16 protein-coding genes and 1 pseudogene are annotated in these 21,864 nt (G+C 62.2%); 15 read left to right on the top strand and 2 right to left on the bottom strand.

The genetic code is table 11. The features are described from left to right. Positions 1–62 precede the first annotated feature (62 nt). The 9 genes from folP to phoR all read left to right on the top strand — a co-directional run bounded on the left by folP (position 63) and on the right by phoR (position 9,488). On the top strand, positions 63–956 hold the full coding sequence (folP, locus tag KPB06_RS18350) for a dihydropteroate synthase (RefSeq protein WP_476695709.1): 894 nt from the start codon (positions 63–65) through the stop codon (positions 954–956). Positions 957–988: 32 nt separating this feature from the next. Next, positions 989–2,344, top strand: a complete 1,356-nt coding sequence (gene glmM / locus KPB06_RS18345) for a phosphoglucosamine mutase (protein ID WP_059573869.1) — start codon at positions 989–991, stop codon at positions 2,342–2,344. 441 nt (positions 2,345–2,785) lie between these two features. Next, complete coding sequence (gene pstS, locus KPB06_RS18340; RefSeq protein ID WP_059644229.1) at positions 2,786–3,820, top strand: phosphate ABC transporter substrate-binding protein PstS; 1,035 nt, start codon at positions 2,786–2,788, stop codon at positions 3,818–3,820. 94 nt (positions 3,821–3,914) lie between these two features. Next, a complete protein-coding gene (gene pstC, locus KPB06_RS18335) occupies positions 3,915–4,901 on the top strand; it encodes a phosphate ABC transporter permease PstC (protein WP_059573867.1) in 987 nt (328 codons plus the stop codon). Continuing rightward, complete coding sequence (gene pstA / locus KPB06_RS18330) at positions 4,898–5,791, top strand: phosphate ABC transporter permease PstA (RefSeq protein WP_059573866.1); 894 nt, start codon at positions 4,898–4,900, stop codon at positions 5,789–5,791. The genes pstC and pstA overlap by 4 nt, the downstream gene beginning before the upstream one ends. A gap of 15 nt (positions 5,792–5,806) precedes the next feature. Further along, complete coding sequence (gene pstB, locus KPB06_RS18325; RefSeq protein ID WP_060011515.1) at positions 5,807–6,655, top strand: phosphate ABC transporter ATP-binding protein PstB; 849 nt, start codon at positions 5,807–5,809, stop codon at positions 6,653–6,655. Between the two features lie 18 nt (positions 6,656–6,673). Then, positions 6,674–7,378 (top strand): phosphate signaling complex protein PhoU, encoded by a 705-nt coding sequence (gene phoU / locus KPB06_RS18320; RefSeq protein WP_059573864.1) that lies wholly within the window; start codon positions 6,674–6,676, stop codon positions 7,376–7,378. Between the two features lie 31 nt (positions 7,379–7,409). After that, positions 7,410–8,111, top strand: a complete 702-nt coding sequence (phoB, locus tag KPB06_RS18315; RefSeq protein WP_006750313.1) for a phosphate regulon transcriptional regulator PhoB — start codon at positions 7,410–7,412, stop codon at positions 8,109–8,111. Between the two features lie 57 nt (positions 8,112–8,168). Then, positions 8,169–9,488, top strand: coding sequence for a phosphate regulon sensor histidine kinase PhoR (phoR, locus tag KPB06_RS18310; protein ID WP_059573863.1), 1,320 nt, complete (start codon positions 8,169–8,171; stop codon positions 9,486–9,488). 88 nt (positions 9,489–9,576) lie between these two features. Here phoR and ppk1 read toward each other — a convergent pair whose 3' ends face one another. After that, positions 9,577–11,640 carry a polyphosphate kinase 1 gene (gene ppk1 / locus KPB06_RS18305; RefSeq protein WP_059573862.1) on the bottom strand — a complete coding sequence of 688 codons (2,064 nt, stop codon included), beginning with the start codon at positions 11,638–11,640 and terminating at the stop codon, positions 9,577–9,579. Between the two features lie 278 nt (positions 11,641–11,918). On the opposite strand from ppk1, the gene ppx reads away from it, so the two are divergent. After that, positions 11,919–13,433 (top strand): exopolyphosphatase, encoded by a 1,515-nt coding sequence (gene ppx / locus KPB06_RS18300; RefSeq protein WP_060011517.1) that lies wholly within the window; start codon positions 11,919–11,921, stop codon positions 13,431–13,433. Between the two features lie 103 nt (positions 13,434–13,536). Here the strand turns inward: ppx and KPB06_RS18295 are convergent, their stop codons facing one another. Then, a complete protein-coding gene (locus KPB06_RS18295) occupies positions 13,537–13,974 on the bottom strand; it encodes a hypothetical protein (protein ID WP_060011519.1) in 438 nt (145 codons plus the stop codon). 923 nt (positions 13,975–14,897) lie between these two features. On the opposite strand from KPB06_RS18295, the gene KPB06_RS18290 reads away from it, so the two are divergent. The 5 genes and pseudogenes from KPB06_RS18290 to tnpC all read left to right on the top strand — a co-directional run. Continuing rightward, complete coding sequence (locus KPB06_RS18290; protein WP_059573860.1) at positions 14,898–17,663, top strand: type VI secretion system Vgr family protein; 2,766 nt, start codon at positions 14,898–14,900, stop codon at positions 17,661–17,663. 28 nt (positions 17,664–17,691) lie between these two features. Beyond that, positions 17,692–19,407 carry a glycoside hydrolase family protein gene (locus tag KPB06_RS18285; protein ID WP_059573859.1) on the top strand — a complete coding sequence of 572 codons (1,716 nt, stop codon included), beginning with the start codon at positions 17,692–17,694 and terminating at the stop codon, positions 19,405–19,407. Between the two features lie 19 nt (positions 19,408–19,426). Then, positions 19,427–20,230, top strand: a complete 804-nt coding sequence (locus KPB06_RS18280) for a lysozyme inhibitor LprI family protein (protein ID WP_230951118.1) — start codon at positions 19,427–19,429, stop codon at positions 20,228–20,230. A gap of 63 nt (positions 20,231–20,293) precedes the next feature. Continuing rightward, entirely contained in the window at positions 20,294–20,575 is a 282-nt protein-coding gene (locus KPB06_RS18275) for a PAAR domain-containing protein (RefSeq protein WP_081066583.1), read from the top strand. Positions 20,576–20,890: 315 nt separating this feature from the next. Continuing rightward, positions 20,891–21,829, top strand: a pseudogene (gene tnpC / locus KPB06_RS18270) (IS66 family transposase); the annotation flags it as partial. Between the last annotated feature and the right edge of the window lie 35 nt (positions 21,830–21,864).

The following is a 21,864-nucleotide window of genomic DNA, read 5'->3' as shown; positions in this document are numbered from 1 at the left end:
CCGTATACGGGCTGGTGTGGCTTCACACCGGCCCGTTTTGCATTCATTCACGTCCGTTGCTCGTGTCCGATTCCGCTGTGTCCCCGTTCATTCCCGCGCCGCTCCGGTGCGGCCGTTTCGAACTGACGTTCGAACGCCCGCTCGTGATGGGCATCCTCAACGCCACGCCCGATTCGTTCTCCGACGGCGGCCGCTTTCTCGCGCGCGACGATGCGCTGCGCCAGGCCGAGCGGATGATCGCCGATGGCGCGGACCTGCTCGACATCGGCGGCGAATCGACGCGCCCCGGCGCGCCGCCGGTGCCGCTCGACGAGGAGCTCGCGCGCGCGATTCCGCTCGTCGAGGCGCTGCGGCCGCTGAACGTGCCGCTGTCGATCGATACCTACAAGCCGGCCGTGATGCGTGCGGCGCTGGCCGCCGGCGCGGACCTGATCAACGACATCTGGGGGTTCCGCCAGCCGGGCGCGATCGACGCGGTGCGCGAGGGCAACAGCGGGCTGTGCGCGATGCACATGCTCGGCGAGCCGCAGACAATGCAGGCCGGCGAACCTGACTACGGCGACGTCGTGACCGACGTGCGCGATTTTCTCGCCGCGCGCGCCCAGGCGCTGCGCGACGCGGGGGTGGCGGCGGAGCGCATTTGCGTCGATCCCGGCTTCGGGTTCGGCAAGGCGGTCGTCGACGACAACTATGCGCTGCTGGCCGCGTTGCCGGATACGGCGCCCGCGCGCCCCGACGGGCGCGCCTATCCGATTCTCGCGGGCATGTCGCGCAAGTCGATGCTCGGTGCGGTGATCGGCGGCAAGCCGCCGATGGAGCGCGTCGCGGCGAGCGTCGCGGCCGCGTTGTGCGCGGTCGAGCGCGGTGCCGCGATCCTGCGCGTGCACGACGTCGCGGCGACGGTCGATGCGCTCAAAGTCTGGAATGCCGTGCGCGTAGCCGCGCGGCAACGATAAGCAAGTCAGAAAAACGAAGGAGGAAGGACCCCATGGGACGTCGATATTTCGGCACGGACGGCATTCGCGGCACGGTGGGCGAAGCGCCCATCACGCCGGATTTCGTATTGCGTCTCGGCTATGCGGCCGGCAAGGTACTGGCCGGCTCGGCCGACGTCGCGGCGGGCTCGCGTCCGACGGTGCTGATCGGCAAGGACACACGCGTGTCGGGCTACATGCTCGAAGCCGCGCTCGAGGCCGGATTCTCGGCGGCCGGCGTTGACGTGATGCTGGCCGGCCCGATGCCGACGCCCGGCGTCGCGTACCTGACACGCGCGCTGCGCCTGTCGGCCGGTGTCGTGATCAGCGCGTCGCACAACCCGTATCACGACAACGGCATCAAGTTTTTCTCGGCGGACGGCAACAAGCTGCCCGACGACACCGAAGCTGCGATCGAAGCGTGGCTCGACAAGCCGCTCGAATGCGCGGCGTCCGACGGTCTCGGCAAGGCGCGCCGCCTCGACGACGCGGCCGGCCGCTACATCGAATTCTGCAAGAGCACGTTCCCGGCCGCGTTCGATCTGCGCGGGCTGAAGCTCGTGATCGATTGCGCGCACGGCGCCGCGTACCAGATCGCGCCGCACGTGTTCCACGAACTCGGCGCGGACGTCATTCCGATCGGCGTGGCGCCGAACGGCTTCAACATCAACGACGGCGTCGGCGCGACCGCGCCGGACGCGCTGGTGCGCGCGGTGCGGGCGAACCACGCCGATCTCGGCATCGCGCTCGACGGCGATGCCGACCGCCTGCAAGTGGTCGACGCGACCGGCCGGCTGTACAACGGCGACGAACTGCTCTACGTGCTCGTGAAGGATCGGATCGCGACCGACGGCAAGGTCGACGGCGCGGTCGGCACGCTGATGACGAATCTCGCCGTCGAAGTCGCGCTGCAGCGCGAGGGCGTGAAGTTCGTCCGCGCGGCGGTCGGCGACCGCTACGTGCTCGAGCAGTTGCGCGAGCACGGCTGGCAGCTCGGCGCGGAAGGGTCGGGCCACATCCTGTCGCTCGACCGGCATTCGACCGGCGACGGCATCGTGTCGGCGCTGCTCGTGCTGGCCGCGCTGAAGCGCAGCGGCCGCACGCTCGCACAGATGCTCGACGGCGTCACGCTGTTCCCGCAGAAGCTGATCAACGTGCGGATGAAGCCGGGCGCCGACTGGAAGGGCAGCGCGTCGATTCGCGCCGCGATCGATGCCGCCGAAGCCGCGCTTGCCGGTAGCGGACGCGTGCTGATCCGCGCATCGGGCACGGAGCCCGTGCTGCGCGTGATGGTCGAAGCGCAGCAGGCGGCCGATGCGGCGCGCCATGCGGAGGCGATTGCCGACGCGGTGCGGGCGGCGACGAGCTGATCCATGTCAGCGGCGCGCGGCGGTTCGACCGCCCGCGCGCCGGCTCTGACGAATTTGCATGCGGCGCCTTCGGGCGCCGTAATTTTGTCGGACGCAAAGGTTTGCCGTACTGATAGAGGTGACCTTCCGCCCACGCAGTCTTCCGCTCAAATCACGCATCCGACCCCGGAAGCCGGCCTGCCTCCGCACCGGGCTTCCCGCCCCGGCTGACGCCACGCCACGACGCGCCCGCACACCGGTGAAAACGGCGTCCGTCCCGCCCTCCGAGGCAGGCAATTCTTGCCGCCATCACCGCTGCTGCGCCGCCGGCGCGCCACCCCATACTCCCTTTCAACCAGTCATGTTACTGTCACGCCAGTTTCATCGATTGTCACATTACCGTCATGAGCAGCCCCTAACCTTCGCGGTGCCGTAGTCATCCGCTCACACACTGGAGGTCTCATGAAATTGATGCAAACCGCGATTGCCGGCCTGGCTGGCGCGCTTTTCGCCGTCGCCGCCCACGCTGCCGACATCACGGGCGCAGGTAGCACGTTCGCGATGCCGATCTATACGAAATGGGCTGCCGACTACCAGCAGTCCGGCGGTTCGAAGGTCAACTACCAGGGCATCGGTTCGTCGGGCGGCCTGAAGCAGATCGTCGCGAAGACGGTCGATTTTGCCGGTTCGGACGCTCCGCTGAAGGATGAAGAACTCGCGAAGGAAGGCCTGTTCCAGTTCCCGACGGTGGTCGGCGGCGTGGTGCCGGTCGTCAACGTGCCGGGCGTGAAGGCCGGCGAACTGACGCTGTCGGGCCCGGTGCTCGGCGACATCTACCTCGGCAAGATCAAGAAGTGGAACGACCCGGCGATCGCCGCGCTGAACCCGAAGGTCAAGCTGCCGGATACGGACATCGCCGTGGTCCGCCGCGCCGACGGTTCGGGCACGAGCTTCATCTGGACGAACTACCTGTCGAAGGTCAACGACGAGTGGAAGTCGAAGATCGGCGAAGGCACGACGGTCAACTGGCCGACGGGCACGGGCGGCAAGGGCAACGACGGCGTCGCGGCCTTCGTGCAGCGCCTGCCGGGCGCGATCGGCTACGTCGAATGGGCGTACGCGAAGAAGAACAACATGGTCTACACGGCCCTGAAGAATTCGACGGGCACGGTGGTCGAGCCGAAGACGGAGACGTTCAAGGCCGCGGCGGCAGGCGCGAACTGGTCGAAGTCGTTCTACCAGATCCTGACGAACCAGCCGGGCAAGGAAGCCTGGCCGGTCGTCGGCGCGACGTTCGTGCTGCTGCACGCGAAGCAGGACAAGCCGGAGCAGGGCGCGGAAACGCTGAAGTTCTTCAGCTGGGCGTTCAAGAACGGCGAGAAGGCTGCCGACAGCCTCGACTACATCTCGCTGCCGGCGACGGTCGAGACGGAAATCCGCAAGCAATGGAAGACGAAGGTGACGGACGCCTCGGGCAAGCCGGTCGCCGCCGAGTAAGCGATCCAGCGGTTCGCTGCCCGGCTGCGCCGGTCGGGCAGTGTGTGCGGTAAGGCCGGGCGTTACGGCGCCCGGCGATCCAAAGCAGGCACCCATGTCTGATATTTCATACACGTCCTCACGATCGCCCGACACCGCGCAGCAGCGCGCGCCGAGCCGTCTCGGGGATGTCCTGTTCGGCGGCCTTGCGCGGCTCGCCGCGATCGTGACCCTGCTGCTGCTCGGCGGGATCATCGTTTCCCTGATCATTGCGTCGATGCCGACCATCCAGAAGTTCGGCCTCGGCTTCCTGTGGCAATCCGAGTGGGATCCCAACTCGGACATTTACGGCGCACTCGTGCCGATCTACGGCACGCTCGTGACGTCGCTGATCGCACTCGTCATCGCGGTGCCCGTCAGCTTCGGCATCGCGCTGTTCCTCACCGAGCTGGCGCCCGTGTGGCTGCGCCGTCCGCTCGGCATCGCGATCGAGCTGCTCGCCGCGATCCCGTCGATCGTGTACGGCATGTGGGGCCTGCTCGTGTTCGCGCCGATCTTCGCCGAATACTTCCAGAAGCCGATCGGCCGCCTGCTCAAGGACGTGTGGGTGCTCGGCCCGCTGACGTCCGGCGCGCCGATCGGCATCGGCATCCTCGCGGCCGGCGTGATTCTCGCGATCATGATCATCCCGTACATCGCGTCGGTGATGCGCGACGTGTTCGAGGTCACGCCGGTGCTGCTGAAGGAATCGGCATACGGAATCGGCTGCACGACCTGGGAAGTGATGTGGAAGGTCGTGCTGCCCTATACGAAGACCGGCGTGATCGGCGGCGTGATGCTCGGCCTCGGCCGCGCGCTCGGCGAAACGATGGCCGTGACCTTCGTGATCGGCAACACGAACCTGCTCGACAGCGTGTCGCTGTTCGCGCCGGGCAACAGCATCACGTCGGCGCTCGCGAACGAATTCGCGGAAGCGCAGCCGGGCCTGCATACGTCCGCGCTGATGGAACTCGGGCTGATCCTGTTCGTGATCACGTTCATCGTGCTATCCATCTCCAAACTGCTGCTGCTTCGTCTCGAGAAGGGAGAGGGCAAGAAATGAGCGAGCCCATCATGAATTTCCCGGGGCCGGACGGCGCCGTGCTCGACGCGATGCGCAACCGCCTGCAGCGCAAGCGCAAGGCCATCAACGCGATCGCGCTCACCGCATCGCTCGCCGCGATGGCATTCGGCCTGCTGTGGCTCGTGTGGATTCTCTACACCACGGTGCACCTCGGCGTCGGCGGCCTGTCGCTGCAACTGTTCACCGAATCGACGCCGGCGCCGAACACGGAAGGCGGCGGTCTCGCGAACGCGATCGTCGGCAGCCTGCTGCTGTGCGGCTTCGGCACGCTGGTCGGCACGCCGATCGGCATCCTCGCGGGCGTCTATCTCGCCGAATACGGGCAGAAGAACCTGCTGGCGAGCACGATCCGCTTCATCAACGACATCCTGCTGTCGGCGCCGTCGATCGTCATCGGCCTGTTCGTGTACGCGATCGTCGTCGCGAAGTCGGGGCGCTTCTCGGGCTGGGCCGGCGTGATCGCGCTCGCGCTGCTGCAGATTCCGATCGTGATCCGCACGACCGAGAACATGCTGAAGCTCGTGCCGAACGCGCTGCGCGAAGCGGCCGTCGCGCTCGGCACGCCGAAGTGGCGCATGGTGCTGAAGATCACGCTGCGCGCGTCGGTCGGCGGGATCGTGACGGGCGTGCTGCTCGCGGTCGCGCGGATTGCCGGCGAAACGGCGCCGCTGCTGTTCACCGCGCTGTCGAACCAGTTCTTCTCGGTCGACATGAGCCAGCCGATGGCGAACCTGCCCGTCACGATCTACAAGTTCGCGATGAGCCCGTTCGCGGAGTGGCAGTCGCTCGCGTGGGCGGGCGTGTTCCTGATTACGCTCGGGGTGCTCGGACTGAACGTCCTGGCGCGCTCGATCTTCTCGAAAAAGTAACGGCGGAGCAATCCGATGAATATGGCAGAAAGCCACCTGAATCCCGTCGAGCGCACTGCTGCGCCCGCCGGCACGCAAGACGCGGCGCACGGCCGTCCGCTCGCGCCGCTGAACGCGAAGATCGAGGTCAACAACCTCAACTTCTTCTACAACAAGTTCCACGCGCTGAAGAACATCAACCTGCGCATTCCCGAAGGGAAGGTGACGGCGTTCATCGGTCCGTCGGGCTGCGGCAAGTCGACGCTCCTGCGCACGTTCAACAAGATGTTCGCGCTCTATCCGGAGCAGCGCGCCGAAGGCGAAATCCTGATGGACGGCGAGAACCTGCTGACGACGAAGCGCGACATCTCGTTGCTGCGCGCGCGGATCGGCATGGTGTTCCAGAAGCCGACCCCGTTCCCGATGTCGATCTACGACAACATCGCGTTCGGCGTGAAGATGTTCGAAAAGCTCACGCGTTCGGAAATGGACGACCGCGTCGAGTGGGCGCTCACGAAGGCCGCGCTGTGGAACGAAGTGAAGGACAAGCTCGGCCAGAGCGGCTACGGGCTGTCGGGCGGCCAGCAGCAGCGCTTGTGCATCGCGCGCGGCATCGCGATCCGGCCGGAAGTGCTGCTGCTCGACGAACCGTGCTCGGCGCTCGACCCGATCTCGACGGGCCGCATCGAGGAACTGATCGCGGAGCTGAAGAGCGACTACACGGTCGTGATCGTCACGCACAACATGCAGCAGGCCGCGCGCTGCTCGGATTTCACGGCCTACATGTACCTGGGCGAGCTGATCGAGTTCGGCGAAACCGAAAAGATCTTCATCAAGCCGGTGCGCAAGGAAACGGAAGACTACATCACCGGCCGCTTCGGCTGATGACGGAGAACAACAGTCATGTCGGATAAACATCTGTCGAGCCAGTTCGACGCGGACCTGAATGCCGTGTCGTCGAAAGTGCTGGAAATGGGCGGACTCGTGGAGTCGCAGATCGTCGGCGCGATGCACGCGCTGAACGAATTCGATCGCGAGCGGGCCGAGAAGGTGATCGCGGCCGAGGAAACGCTGAACGCGATGGAAGTGGAGATCGACCAGGAATGCGGCAACATCATCGCGCGGAGGCAGCCTGCCGCGCGTGACCTGCGTCTTTTGATGTCGATTTCGAAAACGATTACGAACCTCGAGCGCGCCGGCGACGAAGCGGAGAAGATCGCGAAGCGCGTGCGCCGCCTGATCGACGAGCCGGCCGCGCGCACGGTCAACATCGCCGAGATCAAGGTGTCGGGCGAGATGGCCGTGACGATCCTGCGCCGCGCGCTCGACGCGTTCGCGCGCCTCGATACGGTGGCCGCCGCGCAGATCGTCAAGGACGACAAGGAGATCGACCAGGAATTCCGTGCGTTCGTGCGCAAGCTCGTGTCGTACATGCAGGAAGATCCGCGCACGATCTCGGTCGGCCTCGAATACCTGTTCATCGCGAAGGCGATCGAACGGATCGGCGACCACGCGAAGAACATCGCCGAATTCATCATCTACATCGTGAAGGGCACCGACGTGCGGCACCAGCCGCGCGACACGCTCGATCGCGAAGCCAACAGTTAATCGACTCCGTACAGGAAGAACAGAGGTGCCGATGCCCAGCAACATTCTCGTCGTTGAAGATGAGCCCGCGATTTCCGAACTGATCTCGGTGAATCTCCAGCACGCCGGTCACTGCCCGATCCGCGCGTACAACGCCGAACAGGCGCAGAACCTGATCAGCGACGTGCTGCCCGATCTCGTGCTGCTCGACTGGATGCTGCCGGGCAAGTCCGGTATCGCGTTCGCGCGCGACCTGCGCAACAACGAACGGACCAAGCACATCCCGATCATCATGCTCACCGCCCGCGGCGATGAGCAGGACAAGGTGCTCGGCCTCGAAATCGGCGCGGACGACTACGTGACGAAGCCGTTCTCGCCGAAGGAGCTGATGGCGCGCATCAAGGCCGTGCTGCGCCGCCGCGCGCCGCAGCTGACCGAGGACGTCGTGTCGATCAACGGGCTGCGGCTCGATCCGGCCACGCATCGCGTCGCCGCGCACGGGGACGGCAGCGAGATCAAGCTCGATCTCGGCCCGACCGAGTTCCGCCTGCTGCATTTCTTCATGACGCATCCGGAGCGCGTGCACAGCCGCACGCAATTGCTCGACCAGGTGTGGGGGGACCACGTGTTCGTCGAGGAGCGCACCGTCGACGTCCACATCAAGCGATTGCGCGCGGCCTTGAAACCGGCCGGCTGCGATGCGATGATCGAAACCGTGCGCGGCAGCGGCTACCGTCTCGCCAAGCACGCGTAACGTACTCGGGCGTGCTGTGTGCCGCGGCATGCCGTTCATTCTTTCGGACGCTGAATCATGAACATCATCTGGGCGCGCTTTCTGGTGTCGCTCGTGCTGCTCGTGCTGATCGGCGTATTGGTCGGCGTGTTCGCCGGCCCGACCGCGGGCCTCGTGTTCGTGGTCGTGATGCTGGTCGCGCAGGGCTTTTTCAGCACCTTCCATACGCAGCGTCTGTGGCGGCTGCTCGATGCGCCGGTCTACGGAGAAGTGCCGAGCGCGCCGGGCATCTGGGGCGAGATCTACTACCGGCTGCACAAGCTCGCGAAGCAATGGCATGCGCAGGTTCGGCAGGTCGAACAGCAGCACTCGCGCTTCATCCAGGCGATCCAGGCGTCGCCGAACGGCGTCGCGATGCTCGACGACCACGACCAGATTGAGTGGTGCAACGCGATCGCCGAAGTCCATTTCGGCCTCGATGCGAAGCGTGACCTGCGCCAGCACATCACGAACCTCGTGCGTCATCCCGATTTCGTCCGCTACCTGAATGCGCAGCACTACGAGGACACGCTGCTGATGCGCGGCATGGGCGATTCGCGGCAGAACGTGCTGGCCGTGCAGGTGTTTCCGTACGGCGAGAACCGCAAGCTGCTGCTCACGCAGGACATCACCGAGCTCGAGCGCACCGACGCGATGCGGCGCGACTTCGTCGCGAACGTGTCGCACGAGCTGAAGACGCCGCTTACCGTGCTGTCGGGCTTTCTGGAGACGATGCGCGAGCTGCCGCTGAACGAGGAGGATCGCGCGCGCTATCTCGACATGATGGAGCAGCAGGCGTCGCGGATGCGGCACATCGTGACCGACTTGCTGGTGCTCGCGAAGCTCGAAGGCGAGAGCAAGCCGCCGGTCGATCGCGCGATCGACATGCGGGCGGTGTTCGACCATCTGAAGGAAGATGCGAACACGCTGTCGAACGGGCATCACGACATCACGTTCTCGATCGACGAGACGCTCGGGGTCACCGGTGCGCAGACGGAGCTGTTCAGCGCGTTCGCGAATCTCGTCACGAACGCGATCCGCTATACGCCGGACGGGGGCAAGATCGCCGTGTCGTGGCGGCGCGACGGCGCGCAGGGCGTGTTTTCCGTCACGGACAGCGGCTTCGGGATCCCGGCCGCCGACCTGCCGCGGCTCACCGAGCGCTTCTACCGGGTCGATCGCAGCCGTTCGCGCGACACGGGCGGCACGGGCCTCGGGCTCGCGATCGTCAAGCACGTGCTGCAGCGGCACGACGCGCATCTGTACGTGCAGAGCGAGGAAGGGCGCGGCAGTACGTTCACCGCGCGGTTCCCGGGCTCGCGCGTCATCGCGATCCGGCCGGCCGCTTACGAAGCATGATCGCGTAGCGGCCCGGCGTTGAAAAAAGCAGCCCGCGGGCTGCTTTTTTCATTCCGACGCGACGCGCGACCCGCATCGCGCCGGCGGCTCACGAACAGAACTTCGCGAGCAATCCGAGCTGCGCGTTGCGGATCGTCTTGCCGGTGCGGCGGCGGCGATAGTGACCGTCGCTGTGCATCTGCCAGGCCGACTGGTTGTCGCCGAGGCACACCGACAGCCCTTCGGCGATCACGCGACGCTTCAGCCTGCGATCGCGGATCGGGAACGCGACTTCGACGCGGCGGAACAGGTTGCGGTCCATCCAGTCGGCGCTCGACAGATAGACGTCCTCGGCGCCGCCCGCGTGGAAATAGTAGATGCGGTGGTGCTCGAGGAAGCGGCCGACGATCGAGCGCACCGTGATGTTTTCCGACAGCCCCGGCACACCAGGCTTCAGCGCGCAGACGCCGCGCACGATCAGGTCGACCTTGACGCCGGCCTGCGACGCTTCGTACAGCGCGGCGATCACCGACGGCTCCAGTAGCGCGTTCATTTTCGCGACGATCCGCGCGCGCTTGCCGGCCTGCGCATTGTCGATCTCCGCGCGGATCGAATCGATGATGCGCGGATGCAGCGTAAACGGCGACTGCCACAGTTCGTGCAGCGTCAGTTCGCCGCCGATCCCGGTCAGTTGCTGGAATACGTGATGAACGTCCTCGCAGATCTTCTGGTCGGCCGTCATCAGCCCGAAGTCGGTGTACAGGCGTGCGGTGCGCGGATGGTAGTTGCCGGTGCCGAGGTGCACGTAGCGGCGCAGCGATGCCTTGCCGCCCTCGACGACGCGGCGCACGATCAGCATCATCTTCGCGTGGCACTTGTGACCGACCACGCCGTATACGACGTGCGCGCCGACGGCTTCGAGCTGCGATGCCCAGTTGATGTTGGTTTCCTCGTCGAAGCGCGCGAGCAGCTCGACGACGACGGTCACTTCCTTGCCGTTGCGCGCGGCTTCCATCAGCGCGTCCATCAGCGGCGAGTCGGTACCGGTGCGGTAGATCGTCTGCTTGATCGCGACGACGCTCGGGTCTCTCGCGGCCTGCTGCAGCAGTTCGAGCACGGGCTGGAAGCTCTCGTACGGGTGGTGCAGCAGGATGTCGCCGGCGTCGATCGCGTCGAACATCGTCGGCGCGTTGGCGATTGCCGCGGGGGTCGACGCGGTGAACGGCGTGAACTTCAGGTCGGGACGATCGACGAGGTCGGGAATCTGCATCAGGCGCACGAGATTCACGGATCCCGCCACGCGATAGCAGTCCTTGTCGCCGAGCTCGCTTTCGTCGAGCAGGCGCCGCACGATGTGCGCCGGCGTGTCGGCCGACACTTCGAGGCGCACCGCATTGCCGAGGTGGCGTGCGGGCAATTCGCCCTGCAACGCGACACGCAGGTTCGTGATTTCGTCTTCGTCGACGAACAGCTCGCTGTTGCGCGTGATGCGGAACTGATTGCAGCTCTTCACGACGAGTTGCGGGAAGAGTTCGCCGACGAAGCGCTGCATGAACGAGCTCAGCAGCACGAAGCCGTGCTCGAAACCCGACAGCGCGTGCGGCATGCGCACGACGCGCGGCAGCGCGCGCGGCGCCTGCACGATGCCCATCACGGCCTGGCGGCCGAACGCGTCGCGGCCTTCGAGCTCGACGACGAAGTTCAGGCTCTTGTTCAGCACGCGCGGGAACGGGTGGGCCGGATCGAGGCCGATCGGCGTCAGCACGGGCAGCAGTTCGTCGAGGAAGTAGCGCCGCGCCCATTCGAGCTGCTCGTCGTTCCACGTGTCGCTCGCGTGGAAGTAGATGCCTTCCTGTTCGAGCGCTGGCAGCACGGTTTCGTGCAGCATCGTGTACTGTCGATGGACGAGCCGCTGGGCGCGCTCGACGACGAGATCGTAAGCGTGCTGCAACGACATGCCGTCGGGCGTCAGCGCGCCGGGGTTGTCGCGAATCTGCTCCTGCAGGCCGGCCATCCGGACTTCGAAGAATTCGTCGAGATTGCTGCTGGTGATGCAGATGAAACGCAGGCGCTCGAGCAACGGGACATGCGGGTCGGCCGCCTGGGCCAGCACGCGCTCGTTGAAACCGAGGATGCCGAGTTCACGATTGAGAAGCGGGTAACGGACGGACATCGGCAGGGTAGAGGGTAATTCAGGCGATGATTCGAACAGACGCTCGGAAACTCTCACGGTACGATGACGTGCTGATGACAATAATGCCTTTATATCCGGAAATTCTACGCCGTAACCCTTTCGTCGCATAAATGTTTCGGCTATATGGAATCGAGCGGCGTGCATGCCCGTCAAGCGTGGCAACGGCAAGCGTTCCACGCTTAAAATGTCGCCTTTGATTGACCGCCCTCGGTTGCCGGAACGGCTGCCGCGGAAGAACGCGCACGGAGCCCCTTCTGATGGTTACAACTCCCCACTTGCTGGCTGCCGTGGATCTCGGCTCGAACAGCTTCCGGCTGATCGTCGGGCGCGTCGAGGAAACGCCGGCCGGCAGCCAGATCTACCCCGTCGATGCGCTGCGCGAGCCGGTTCGGCTGGCCGCGGGGCTGTCGAGCGACAAGATGCTCGACCGCGCGTCGCAGGAGCGTGGCTGGGAGGCGCTTAAGCGGTTCGGCGAGCGCCTGCGCGATTTCCATCCCGACCATGTGCGCGCGGTGGCGACCAACACGCTGCGCGTCGCGAAGAACGCCGCCGAATTTCTCGGCGAGGCCGAGGCGGCGCTCGGTTTCCCGATCGAAGTGATCGCGGGCCGCGAAGAAGCGCGCCTCATCTATGCGGGCGCCGCGCACTCGGTGCCGGCGAGCGCCGGCAAGCGGCTCGTCGTCGATATCGGCGGCGGCTCGACCGAATTCATCATCGGCTCGCACTACACGCCGATCGTGATGGAAAGCCTCTATATCGGCTGCGTGAGCCATAGCCGCACGTTCTTCCCGGCCGGCAACGTCGACGAATACACGATGCGGCAGGCCGAGCTCGCGGCCAAGCGCGAGATCCAGATCATTTCGAGCGAGTACAAGAAGGCCGGCTGGGACCAGGCGATCGGCTCGTCCGGCACCGCGCGCGCGCTCGCGGAGCTCGTCGAGGCGAACGGCTTCAACGATCCGGGTATCACGCACGGCATTTCGCGCGGCGGCCTCGAGCGGCTCAAGCGTGCGCTGATCAAGGCGGAGAACGTCAACCGGCTGAAGCTGATCGCGCTGAAGCCCGACCGCGTGCCGGTGCTCGCGGGCGGCCTCGCGATCATGCTGGCGGTGTTCGAGGAACTGGGTGTCGACTACGTCGATACGACCGACGGCGCGCTGCGCCTCGGCGTGCTGTACGACCTGCTGGGCCGGACGCAGCACGAGGACATGCGGGCGGTGACCGTCGAGGGTTTCACGCGCCGCTACGGCGTCGATCGCGCGCAGGCCGAGCGGATCGGTGCGCTCGCCGTGCGTTTCTACGACGAGCTCGAGGAAGGTGACGAGGAAGCGCGCGAGGAAGGGCGGATGTTCCTCGGCTGGGCGGCCGCGTTGCACGAAATCGGCCTGTCGATTTCGCACAGCGCGTATCACAAGCATTCGGCCTATATCGCGAGCAATGCGGACATGCCGGGTTTTTCGCGTACCGACCAGGCGCGGCTCGCGGCGCTCGTGCTCGGCCATGCAGGCAAGCTCGGCAAGCTGTCGCAGGCGCGCGAGGTCGAGTGGCCGCTGCTGTTCTGTCTGCGGCTCGCGGCGCTGCTGTGCCGGCGCCGGACCGATGCGGGGCTGCCCGACATCTCGGTTTCGCAGATGAAGAAGGGCGGGTACGAGGTGCGTTTGCCGAACGCATGGGTCGAGCAGAACCCGTTGACCGACTATAGCCTCAGCCAGGAGGCGGCGGAGTGGGAGAAGGTCGGTATTCCGTATCGGGTGGTGTATACCGGCGCGTGAGGGGGCGATAGCGGGCCTCGGAAGGCGCTCGAGGCCCGGTGGTCGTGGGTGATCCGCGGCGGCGCTCGTCAGGCGCGCGGGCGGGGTCGTGCTGCCGATTTGCTCAATCCGACGAGCAGACGATCGCTGTCAGGAACGGGAACGCCTGCTTGACGGTTGCGTCGCTGCCGGCCTTGCGTACGGCTTCCTCCACGGAACCCTTCGTGCCGCGTACGACGACGCCGTAGGCCCAGTCGCCGATCGGCGTGCCGTCGCCCGGACGGAAGATCGGGTCGTTCGCCTGATAGCCGAGCACGACATAGACGCCGAAGCCGTACGCCGTCAGCGGGTGGTTCGTGCGGAATGCATTGACCGAATTCGACTCGACGTGCATCGGCTCCGACTGGATGTCGCCGGCGGCGAGCAGCGGCGCGACGAACTTGTGCCCGGTCGAATGGCAGTCGAGCGCGTCGTCGAGCGCTTTCGCCGACGCAGTGCCGGCGGTGGTCGCAAGCACGAGTAGCGACGCACACAGGGAGGTTTCCAGAATGTTGTTTTTCATGCGCGGTTGCGGGTTGTTCACACGTATTATCGCGTGTTCCAGCAAGTTCCGTGCGCGGGCCTGGGTGGGGAGGCGCGGGCGCGTCGATGCGGCGGGTGGTCCGTGCCGGGCCGTACTGCCGCGGACACGGAAAACGGGTGTGCGATTCGAGGGCCAGGAAAAAAGCGCCCGTAAACGTAAATGGGGCTACAGCCGGAACCCCTTGATTCCTTGGTCGGAGCGAAAGGGTTCGAACCTGTGGCTCTCTGATTCCGAGTCGAACGATGAGCGATAGCGAGAAAAAGCAGCGGGCGGGCAAGGACGCTAGTTGTCGCCCCGCCAGTGCAGCCACGGGCCGTTTATCGGTAGCGGCGAGCGGCGACCGAGTCGCATTGCGGGTCAAGCGCCACGGCATCGATCGGTGTCCGGTGCGCGTGTCCCAAGATAATCGGACGCGCCCATATTCGCGCCTTCGCGTACAGGGCGTGGCGTGCCGCGACGGATACGATTGGCATATTCCGCGATGAGCAATTACTGAATTCCCCGCCCTACGTTATTGCTGATGCTCAAGCGCGACTCAGAGAATTTCTCACTAACGATTTACTGTCGCCGATTGCGTCTAAACGCGAGCCCCCGCATCACTAGCATCTGTCCGGTGCGGCCGCCGGAATCATGATTGCACGGACACTCGACTACACCGCGATTTGGAAATGTATATGAAAGGAAATTGTGTTGAATGAGTAATAAATGGCGGCGCTACGCGCATTAAGCCTGGCCTCTCGCAGACGAGTGTATGAATTTTTGTCAGATCATATTGTTTTCACGGTCAAGATACATTCTCAAGGCCTGTCGGTATCGCTAAAATTGCGGCGACATAACGGGAAGCCGTTCCTGTGAGAGCGCAGGCCATTGGGGCTTGCAAAAAACAACAAGATGGATAACGCATGAACATGACCGAAGTGGCTCAGGCAATTCGTGGCGGCCTGATCCAGCAAGATCGCCTGCTCAAGACGAGCATCCCATCGCTGCCGGAGAATGCGCTTGTCCCGCGTCGGGCGGTGACTTACTCCGAGCTTGGCCGTGACTTCGGTGTCACGCTCGACATGGTATCCACAGCAGGTGATATTGAGCTCAAAACGTTGATTGCTCAGCCGATGACCCTTTGGTTGCAGCAAGCGAACAAGTCTTATTTACCGATCAACGGATACATTCATACAGCTCGCAGACTCGGTGCTGACGGAAGCCTTTCAAGCTATCAGTTGGCCTTCGCTTCATGGATGCATTTCCTAAAGTTCCGCAGCGATATGCGGTACTGGCAGGACCAGAGCGTTGACGCCATCCTCACCGATGTATTCAATGCGCATCCACAAGCGCGGGGACAATTCGAATTCGCCTTGCTGAAGACGTTACCCTCGCGCTCGTACTGCCGTCAGAGTGAAACCGATTGGAATTTTGTCCATCGATTGATGGAAGAAGAAGGCTTGTTCGGTTTTTGGCGCCAGGACAACGAGGGGAAGTCACACAGGCTCATCGTAACCGATGACATTTACTCGCTTGATGAGGTATCTCCCAATCCAGTCGAGTTCTCCAAATCGGGCGCGACTGGCGAAACGGATGCTTTTACGCGATGGGCAGGCTCGCGGACGTTGCAGAGTACCGTACATACGACGCGTACGTTTGACTACAAGGCACCATCGTCTATTGCCAACCCGAAAGGTACGATGCTGCCGACGATGGCCGGTCAGGGAAATTTGCCGGAACAGACGGAAGTCTACGAATATACCGGCGCCTACACGTATCTGAACCGGGATCGCGGTGAACATCTCTCGAAGATTCATCTAGAGGAATGGGAATCGAGAGCGAAGAGATTTCTTGGTATGGGGGGCGTTCGGGCCATTGATGCCGGCCGCCGTTTCGTACTGACTGGCCATCCTGAGCACGATCGTGATCAAGCCGGGCACCGAGAATTCGCATCGATCAAAGTGCGTCGGTACGTCGAAAACAATCTGCCGCTATCGAATCACGAAGCGAGCTTTCCATATAGCTTGCAGAGCGAACTAGCACAGGCAAAGTTTGAGCAATCGGGTGAGATCGTCACTCATGAAGATGGCTCGGCCGGTTTTTATCTGGTCGAAGTCGAGGCGCAGCGTGTCACAGTTCCGTATCGGAGTCCCTTCGAACACAAGAAGCCGACGATGGAGTTGGAGACGGCAATCGTCGTCGGGCCGCAGGGCGAAGAGGTGTATACGGACGCATTGAACCGCGTCAAAGTCATGTTCGTGTGGGACCGCCAAAGTTCGGGGGGCGCGAATGCCTCGTGCTGGGTGAGAGTCGCACAATCGGATACGGGCGGTGGTTACGGGAGCGTACACGTTCCGAGAGTCGGAGAGGAAGTGCTGGTTGGCTATGTCGGAGGTGACTGTGACAGACCCATCGTGCTGCATCGCGTTTACAACGGGAGCGTTCAGCCGCAATGGCACAGCAATGGCATCCTGTCGGGCTACCGATCGAAAGAGTATGCAGGTGCTGGCTACAACGAGATGGTCTTGGACGACGCTACTGCGCAGAATCGTGTTCGGCTGTTCAGCAGCAGTTCGAACACGCTTCTCCACCTCGGCTATCTCATCGATCAGGATGGTAACACCCGCGGCCCCTATCTCGGCAGCGGTTTCGATTTGAAATCGGACGCTCACGGCGCAATTCGTGCGGCGCAGGGGCTTTTCGTCTCAAGCTACGACGCATCGGTCAAACAGCCCATGGATGCGCGTCACGCGACCAGCCAGCTCGTCAATGCGGAAAGCGTTGTCCAGTCGCTTTCTGATGCAAGTGCAGGGCATCGCGCTGAGAGTCTCAGCGCAGGCTATGATGCGTTGCGTGCATTTACCGACGCGACGCAGGCAAGTGTTGCCGGCACTTCTACCGGAGGTCGCACCGCCGGTGGCGGTACCGGCAGTGCGAACGGTTTCAAGGCCCCGATCATGTTGTTCGCGAGCCCGGCCGGTATCGCGACATCAACGCAACAGTCGACGCAGATCACGGCTGACCAGCATGTAAATATCGTCAGCGGTGAAAGCACGCATCTGGCTGCAGGGAAATCATTGATCGCAAGCGTGGCCGAAAAAGTCAGCCTATTCGTTAAGAATGCGGGGATGAAGCTATTCGCAGCAAAGGGTAAGGTAGAAATCCAGGCGCAGTCGGATAATGTCGAAATAATCGCCGATCAGGTTCTGAAACTGATCAGCGCAAAGCGTCGGATCGAGATCACCGCCGCCGAGGAAATCCTGCTCAACGCGCGCGGTAGCTATATCCGAATCAGCGGTGCAGGAATCGAGCATGGTACGCCCGCGCAATGGACCGCCTATGCAGGCAACCATGCGCTGCCGGGCCCGAAGTCGCTACCTGTCGTCGTACCCGGTTTTGACATGCCCAAAGCATTCAGCAACCGACTCGATGTCTATGATATCTACTGGCAGAGAGAATTCGGCGAGGTCGAATATACGGCGCGACGGGAGAATGGTGAGGTGGTCGCTCAGGGTACTCTCGATGAGCATGGTCGCACGCCACGCTTGACGACCGACCAACCCGAGACCCTCCAGGTACTCGTCGGCACTCAAGGGTCCTGGCTAGTCGAATCGGTAGCCCCATCGTCCAGCGATTCCGGCGAAGCTACTCCAGACGATCCGGACCATTACGTCAATCACAGCGCCTGAACGCCATTCGAGCCAATCCGGAAAATTCATGACCGCCCCGAATACCAACACTGATCCTCTGTCCGCCGTAACGGTCTATTTCAAGGATCACTTTGGCCGACCGATCCAGGATTTGAAAATCGAGATCAAGGGTATGGAAGACCGCGCGAATCAGGTCTATCACGCCGCATCGACAAATGCGGAGGGTGCCATCCGGTTCTCGGTTCAAATGGGCACTGCGCTATCTGTGCATGTGAAGCGTTGGACTAGCGATACGATGAAGGAAGTCGCGCGTTTGAACGCGTCTCTGTCCCAGGCCTACTTCAATCTGACCAGTCCGAAGACCAAGCATGAGTTGCCGACCAAAGTCGACGATACGGCGAAAGGCAATTACTGGCGCGGCACTTACGTTGTCAAGTCGCACGACAATCTGACGACAATCGCGAAGAAATATCATACGAGCGTTGATTTGCTCAAGCGGGTGAACGGACTGAAATCAGACCTCATCGTCGTAGGCCAAAAATTGAAGGTCCCCCCGGCCGAGACTCGGAAATCGGATGAGCCGACGCCAAAGAAACCAAATCCACCGGGTAGCCCACCGCAGAACGATCATCCGAACAACGATAGCGGAGCGCCGACTTCGGTACCTCGTCAGGGCGCTGCACCTATAATTTTTCCGATACAAACCCGCCCGCTAAATGACGAGGGTGGCGTATACGGAACGACGTCGTCGGACTATACATGGACCAAACCTTTACATGGCGGTGGTCATGATCAAGCAAGATTTGGTGCGAATCGCGCTGGCGGTCGGAAGCATGCGGCCCGCGACCTTTACGTGCAGGCACACACTCCGATCGTAGCGATTGCACCGGGTGTTGTTATCAAATGCGAATTTTTCTATTGCCAAACTTGGCAAATCAGTATTCATCACAAGACCTCTGATGGCCGAGAGTTTATCGCTTTGTACGGCGAAGTCGATCCATCGTCCACAAAGGTGAAAATCGGAGACACAGTAAGCCAGGGGCAAGTTCTTGCTAACAGCGGAGTGCTGTTGAAGGGCAACGGTACCCCGCTGCATGTCGTCGGAAGCGAAAATGTGTCGATGCTCCATTTCGAGACGTATTCGGGCGCTCTCGGATTCGATCCCCACTCGAAACTGAACGGATCATCGTTGGCCGCTCCGTTCCAGCGTCGCAGCGACTTGATCGATTCGCTTGCGATTCTGCAGGAGGGCTACAAGGCGACATTTCTCGATGCCCCTCCGCTCAAGCCTACTGGTCAACGGATCCCGATAGCGCAATTGAAAATTTCGGATCAAGGCAAGGCATTTATCAAGGGGTGGGAGGGTGTGCACTATGACACTGCGAAGGCAAATACTTACTATTACAACGACAGTAAGGGCTACTGCACGGTTGGCTGGGGTCACCTGATTGCCGAAAGCAGTTGTGCGGCGAACGGGTACATTGCAATGTCGAGCAAGATAACCGTTGCTGAGGCTCAGACACTTTTTGACAACGATGTCGCGGTGATCGAAGGTCGTGTCAAGAATGCGATCAGTGTACCCCTCTACCAGCACGAGTACGATGCACTGGTCTCGCTCGCCTTTAACATGGGCAGTCTGAGCAAAGCGCCAAGTCTGTGTCGTAAACTGAACAACGGTGACTACACTGGAGCACCTGTCGAATTCCTGGATATCGAAAACAAGACGCGCCGCGAACGAGAGCACGACATGTTTTGCCTTGGCACTTACAATTCAAACCATTAAACGAACGATGTCTTTTTTTATGAAGAAAATCACACTGAGCTTAATCCTCCTGATGTCGGTGGTCTTTGGGCCGGCGCATGCATCGGCCGAGGAAATATATCGAATGATAGGTGCAGCGCAGTTCGAACAAGGACATGACACACACCAGTTGCCCTTTCCGGTCAATCCCCAGACCGCAGCTTTTCTCACTTTCGATGACAGTGCGTTTGCACTTCATTACACCGGGCACAGTTGCAACGTAAAGATCGACAAGAAAATGAACTTCTATGTCGACCCGGTCATCTCTCACTCGTTCGGTTCCAGAGACAAATTCAATGCCTTTCTGAGCGCGAAGTTCCATGCGAAAGGCGCGGCGCTGACTGATACCTATATTCTGGGTGATGTCGACGCACCGCTCTGCTCGGGCCTCCGATCCGCGATGATCTATCGATCGCAGGACGAGATGGTGTTGCTCGACGGTTCTTGGGCGTACGCCTTCGCGCGTCAGACCCATGCGCCAGCAAATGCGGAGCAAAGTTTCGACTGCAGTAAAGCCGCAACGAATGTCGAACACCTTATATGCAAGAATCCAGATCTGATTAAACTCGATGCGACCGTCAATCGTGGCTACGTTGCGATGATGCTGACCAATTCGAAAGAAATTTCATACCAAGATCCAGTGAGACTGAATCAAATCAACTGGATCAGGACAGTACGGAATTCCTGTAGTGATAACGCTTGTTTGATGAAAGCATATAACGGCCGCATAGCCTACATCAAAGGTAGGATAGCAAACGCCTACCCGTCTTATCCCGACGAGGAATCCAATCAAGAAGGTGATTGATGCACGCGCACCTCTGTCCAGACAACACGCAGAAACTCGTTCTCAACTTTGTTGAGGTGCAAAATGGCACTAGCTATCATCGTGGTCGGAGATATGACATCGCATGGGGGGCGCGTGATCAGCGGCTCGGATATCCATACGATTGGAGGTAAGGCGATTGCTCGTCTGCATGATCTCGTTGACTGCCCAGAGAAATATCCCGATGGCAAATCGCACGGCATTAACAAGATCATTGAAGCACATCCAACATTGACAATTGGCGGCGAGCGTGTGGCGCTACATGGCCACCACACCGAATGCGGTTGCATGTTGATTGGCAGCACCGCTACGCAGGTCGGAGACTAGTGTCACCTCGGTGATCGACTTAGCTCGGATTTACATGCCGGATTGTGGACCGTGAGCAGGCGTGCGAGCCCGATCCGGTGTGGCGTCCGGTCTGCAGTAAGCGAGTCTCCAGCACCGTCTCGACGGCCTGACCAGAAATTGCCAAAGTAGTCCCCACCACTTCAAGTAGCGGGGACTACTTTGACAACAGAAGCACCAAAGAGGATTGGCCGCAAAGGCATCCCGAATCACCCGCTCGAATTCCGGCGCGAGATGGCCAGGCTGGCATGCGAGCCCGGCGTGTCGGTCGCGCGCCTGGCAATGGAGCACGGCCTGAATGCGAATCTGGTCCGAGAAGGCGTGGAACTGGATCGCTCGTTGCTGGCGAAATGGGTGGGGCACAGTGCCAAGCTACTGCAACCGCTGGTCGATGCGCTGCGCCTGCATGTAATGGCAGCCACGAAGCTGCACGCCGACGATACGCCCGTTCCGGTGCTCGCGCCGGGCAATGGCAAGACGAAAACCGGGCGGCTGTGGGTCTATGTGCGCGATGACCGATACTCGGGCGACAAGGCGCCACCGGCAGTCTGGTTCGCCTACACCCCTGATCGCAAAGGCGAGCATCCGCAACAGCATCTGGCCAAGTTCAAGGGGACGCTGCAGGCCGATGCCTATGGCGGCTATCAGAAGATCTACGAGACCGGCAAGGTACTTGAGGCGGCTTGCTGGGCGCATGCCCGGCGCAAGTTCTACGATCTGTACGCGGCGCGGCCCAACGCGCTGAACAAGGAAGCGCTGGAACGCATCGGCGCGCTCTACGAGGTCGAAGAAGCGATCCGGGGCAAACCGCCAGACGAGCGGCAAGCGCACCGGCAGACGAACGCCAAACCATTACTCGAACAGTTCCATGTGTGGCTAAACGCCGCGCTGGCAACACTCTCGCGCAAATCGGACACGAGTCAGGCCATCCTCTATGTCCTGAACCGGTGGGAAGCATTGACTCGCTACTGTGACGACGGACAATTGGAAATCGACAATCTGCCGGTCGAACGGGCACTGCGCGGCGTTGCCCTGGGCCGACGAAACTACCTGTTCGCCGGCGCGGATTCCGGCGGCGAACGTGCGGCCGCGATTTACAGCCTGATCGGCACGGCCAAGCTCAATGGTATCGATCCCGAGGCGTACCTGCGTCATGTCCTGGCGCGCATCGCCGCTCACCCGATCAACCGAATCGACGAACTGCTGCCCTGGACGGTGACCCCTCCCACGCCGTGAAGGGATAATGCCACTGATGCCCAGACCTCGGAGAT

The sequence above is a fragment of the Burkholderia semiarida genome (assembly GCF_029268935.1).
Classification (GTDB): Bacteria; Pseudomonadota; Gammaproteobacteria; order Burkholderiales; family Burkholderiaceae; genus Burkholderia; species Burkholderia semiarida.
This window is presented reverse-complemented; position numbering and strand designations above follow the sequence as displayed.

Coding starts and splice junctions, on each gene's coding strand:
- ppk1 (WP_059573862.1), bottom strand. CDS start 11,640: ATGTCCGTCCGTTACCCGCTTCTCAATCGTGAACTCGGCATCCTCGGT.
- pstC (WP_059573867.1), top strand. CDS start 3,915: ATGTCTGATATTTCATACACGTCCTCACGATCGCCCGACACCGCGCAG.
- ppx (WP_060011517.1), top strand. CDS start 11,919: ATGGTTACAACTCCCCACTTGCTGGCTGCCGTGGATCTCGGCTCGAAC.
- phoU (WP_059573864.1), top strand. CDS start 6,674: ATGTCGGATAAACATCTGTCGAGCCAGTTCGACGCGGACCTGAATGCC.
- phoB (WP_006750313.1), top strand. CDS start 7,410: ATGCCCAGCAACATTCTCGTCGTTGAAGATGAGCCCGCGATTTCCGAA.
- KPB06_RS18290 (WP_059573860.1), top strand. CDS start 14,898: ATGAACATGACCGAAGTGGCTCAGGCAATTCGTGGCGGCCTGATCCAG.
- KPB06_RS18285 (WP_059573859.1), top strand. CDS start 17,692: ATGACCGCCCCGAATACCAACACTGATCCTCTGTCCGCCGTAACGGTC.
- KPB06_RS18295 (WP_060011519.1), bottom strand. CDS start 13,974: ATGAAAAACAACATTCTGGAAACCTCCCTGTGTGCGTCGCTACTCGTG.
- pstB (WP_060011515.1), top strand. CDS start 5,807: ATGAATATGGCAGAAAGCCACCTGAATCCCGTCGAGCGCACTGCTGCG.
- pstS (WP_059644229.1), top strand. CDS start 2,786: ATGAAATTGATGCAAACCGCGATTGCCGGCCTGGCTGGCGCGCTTTTC.
- pstA (WP_059573866.1), top strand. CDS start 4,898: ATGAGCGAGCCCATCATGAATTTCCCGGGGCCGGACGGCGCCGTGCTC.
- KPB06_RS18275 (WP_081066583.1), top strand. CDS start 20,294: ATGGCACTAGCTATCATCGTGGTCGGAGATATGACATCGCATGGGGGG.
- phoR (WP_059573863.1), top strand. CDS start 8,169: ATGAACATCATCTGGGCGCGCTTTCTGGTGTCGCTCGTGCTGCTCGTG.
- KPB06_RS18280 (WP_230951118.1), top strand. CDS start 19,427: ATGAAGAAAATCACACTGAGCTTAATCCTCCTGATGTCGGTGGTCTTT.
- glmM (WP_059573869.1), top strand. CDS start 989: ATGGGACGTCGATATTTCGGCACGGACGGCATTCGCGGCACGGTGGGC.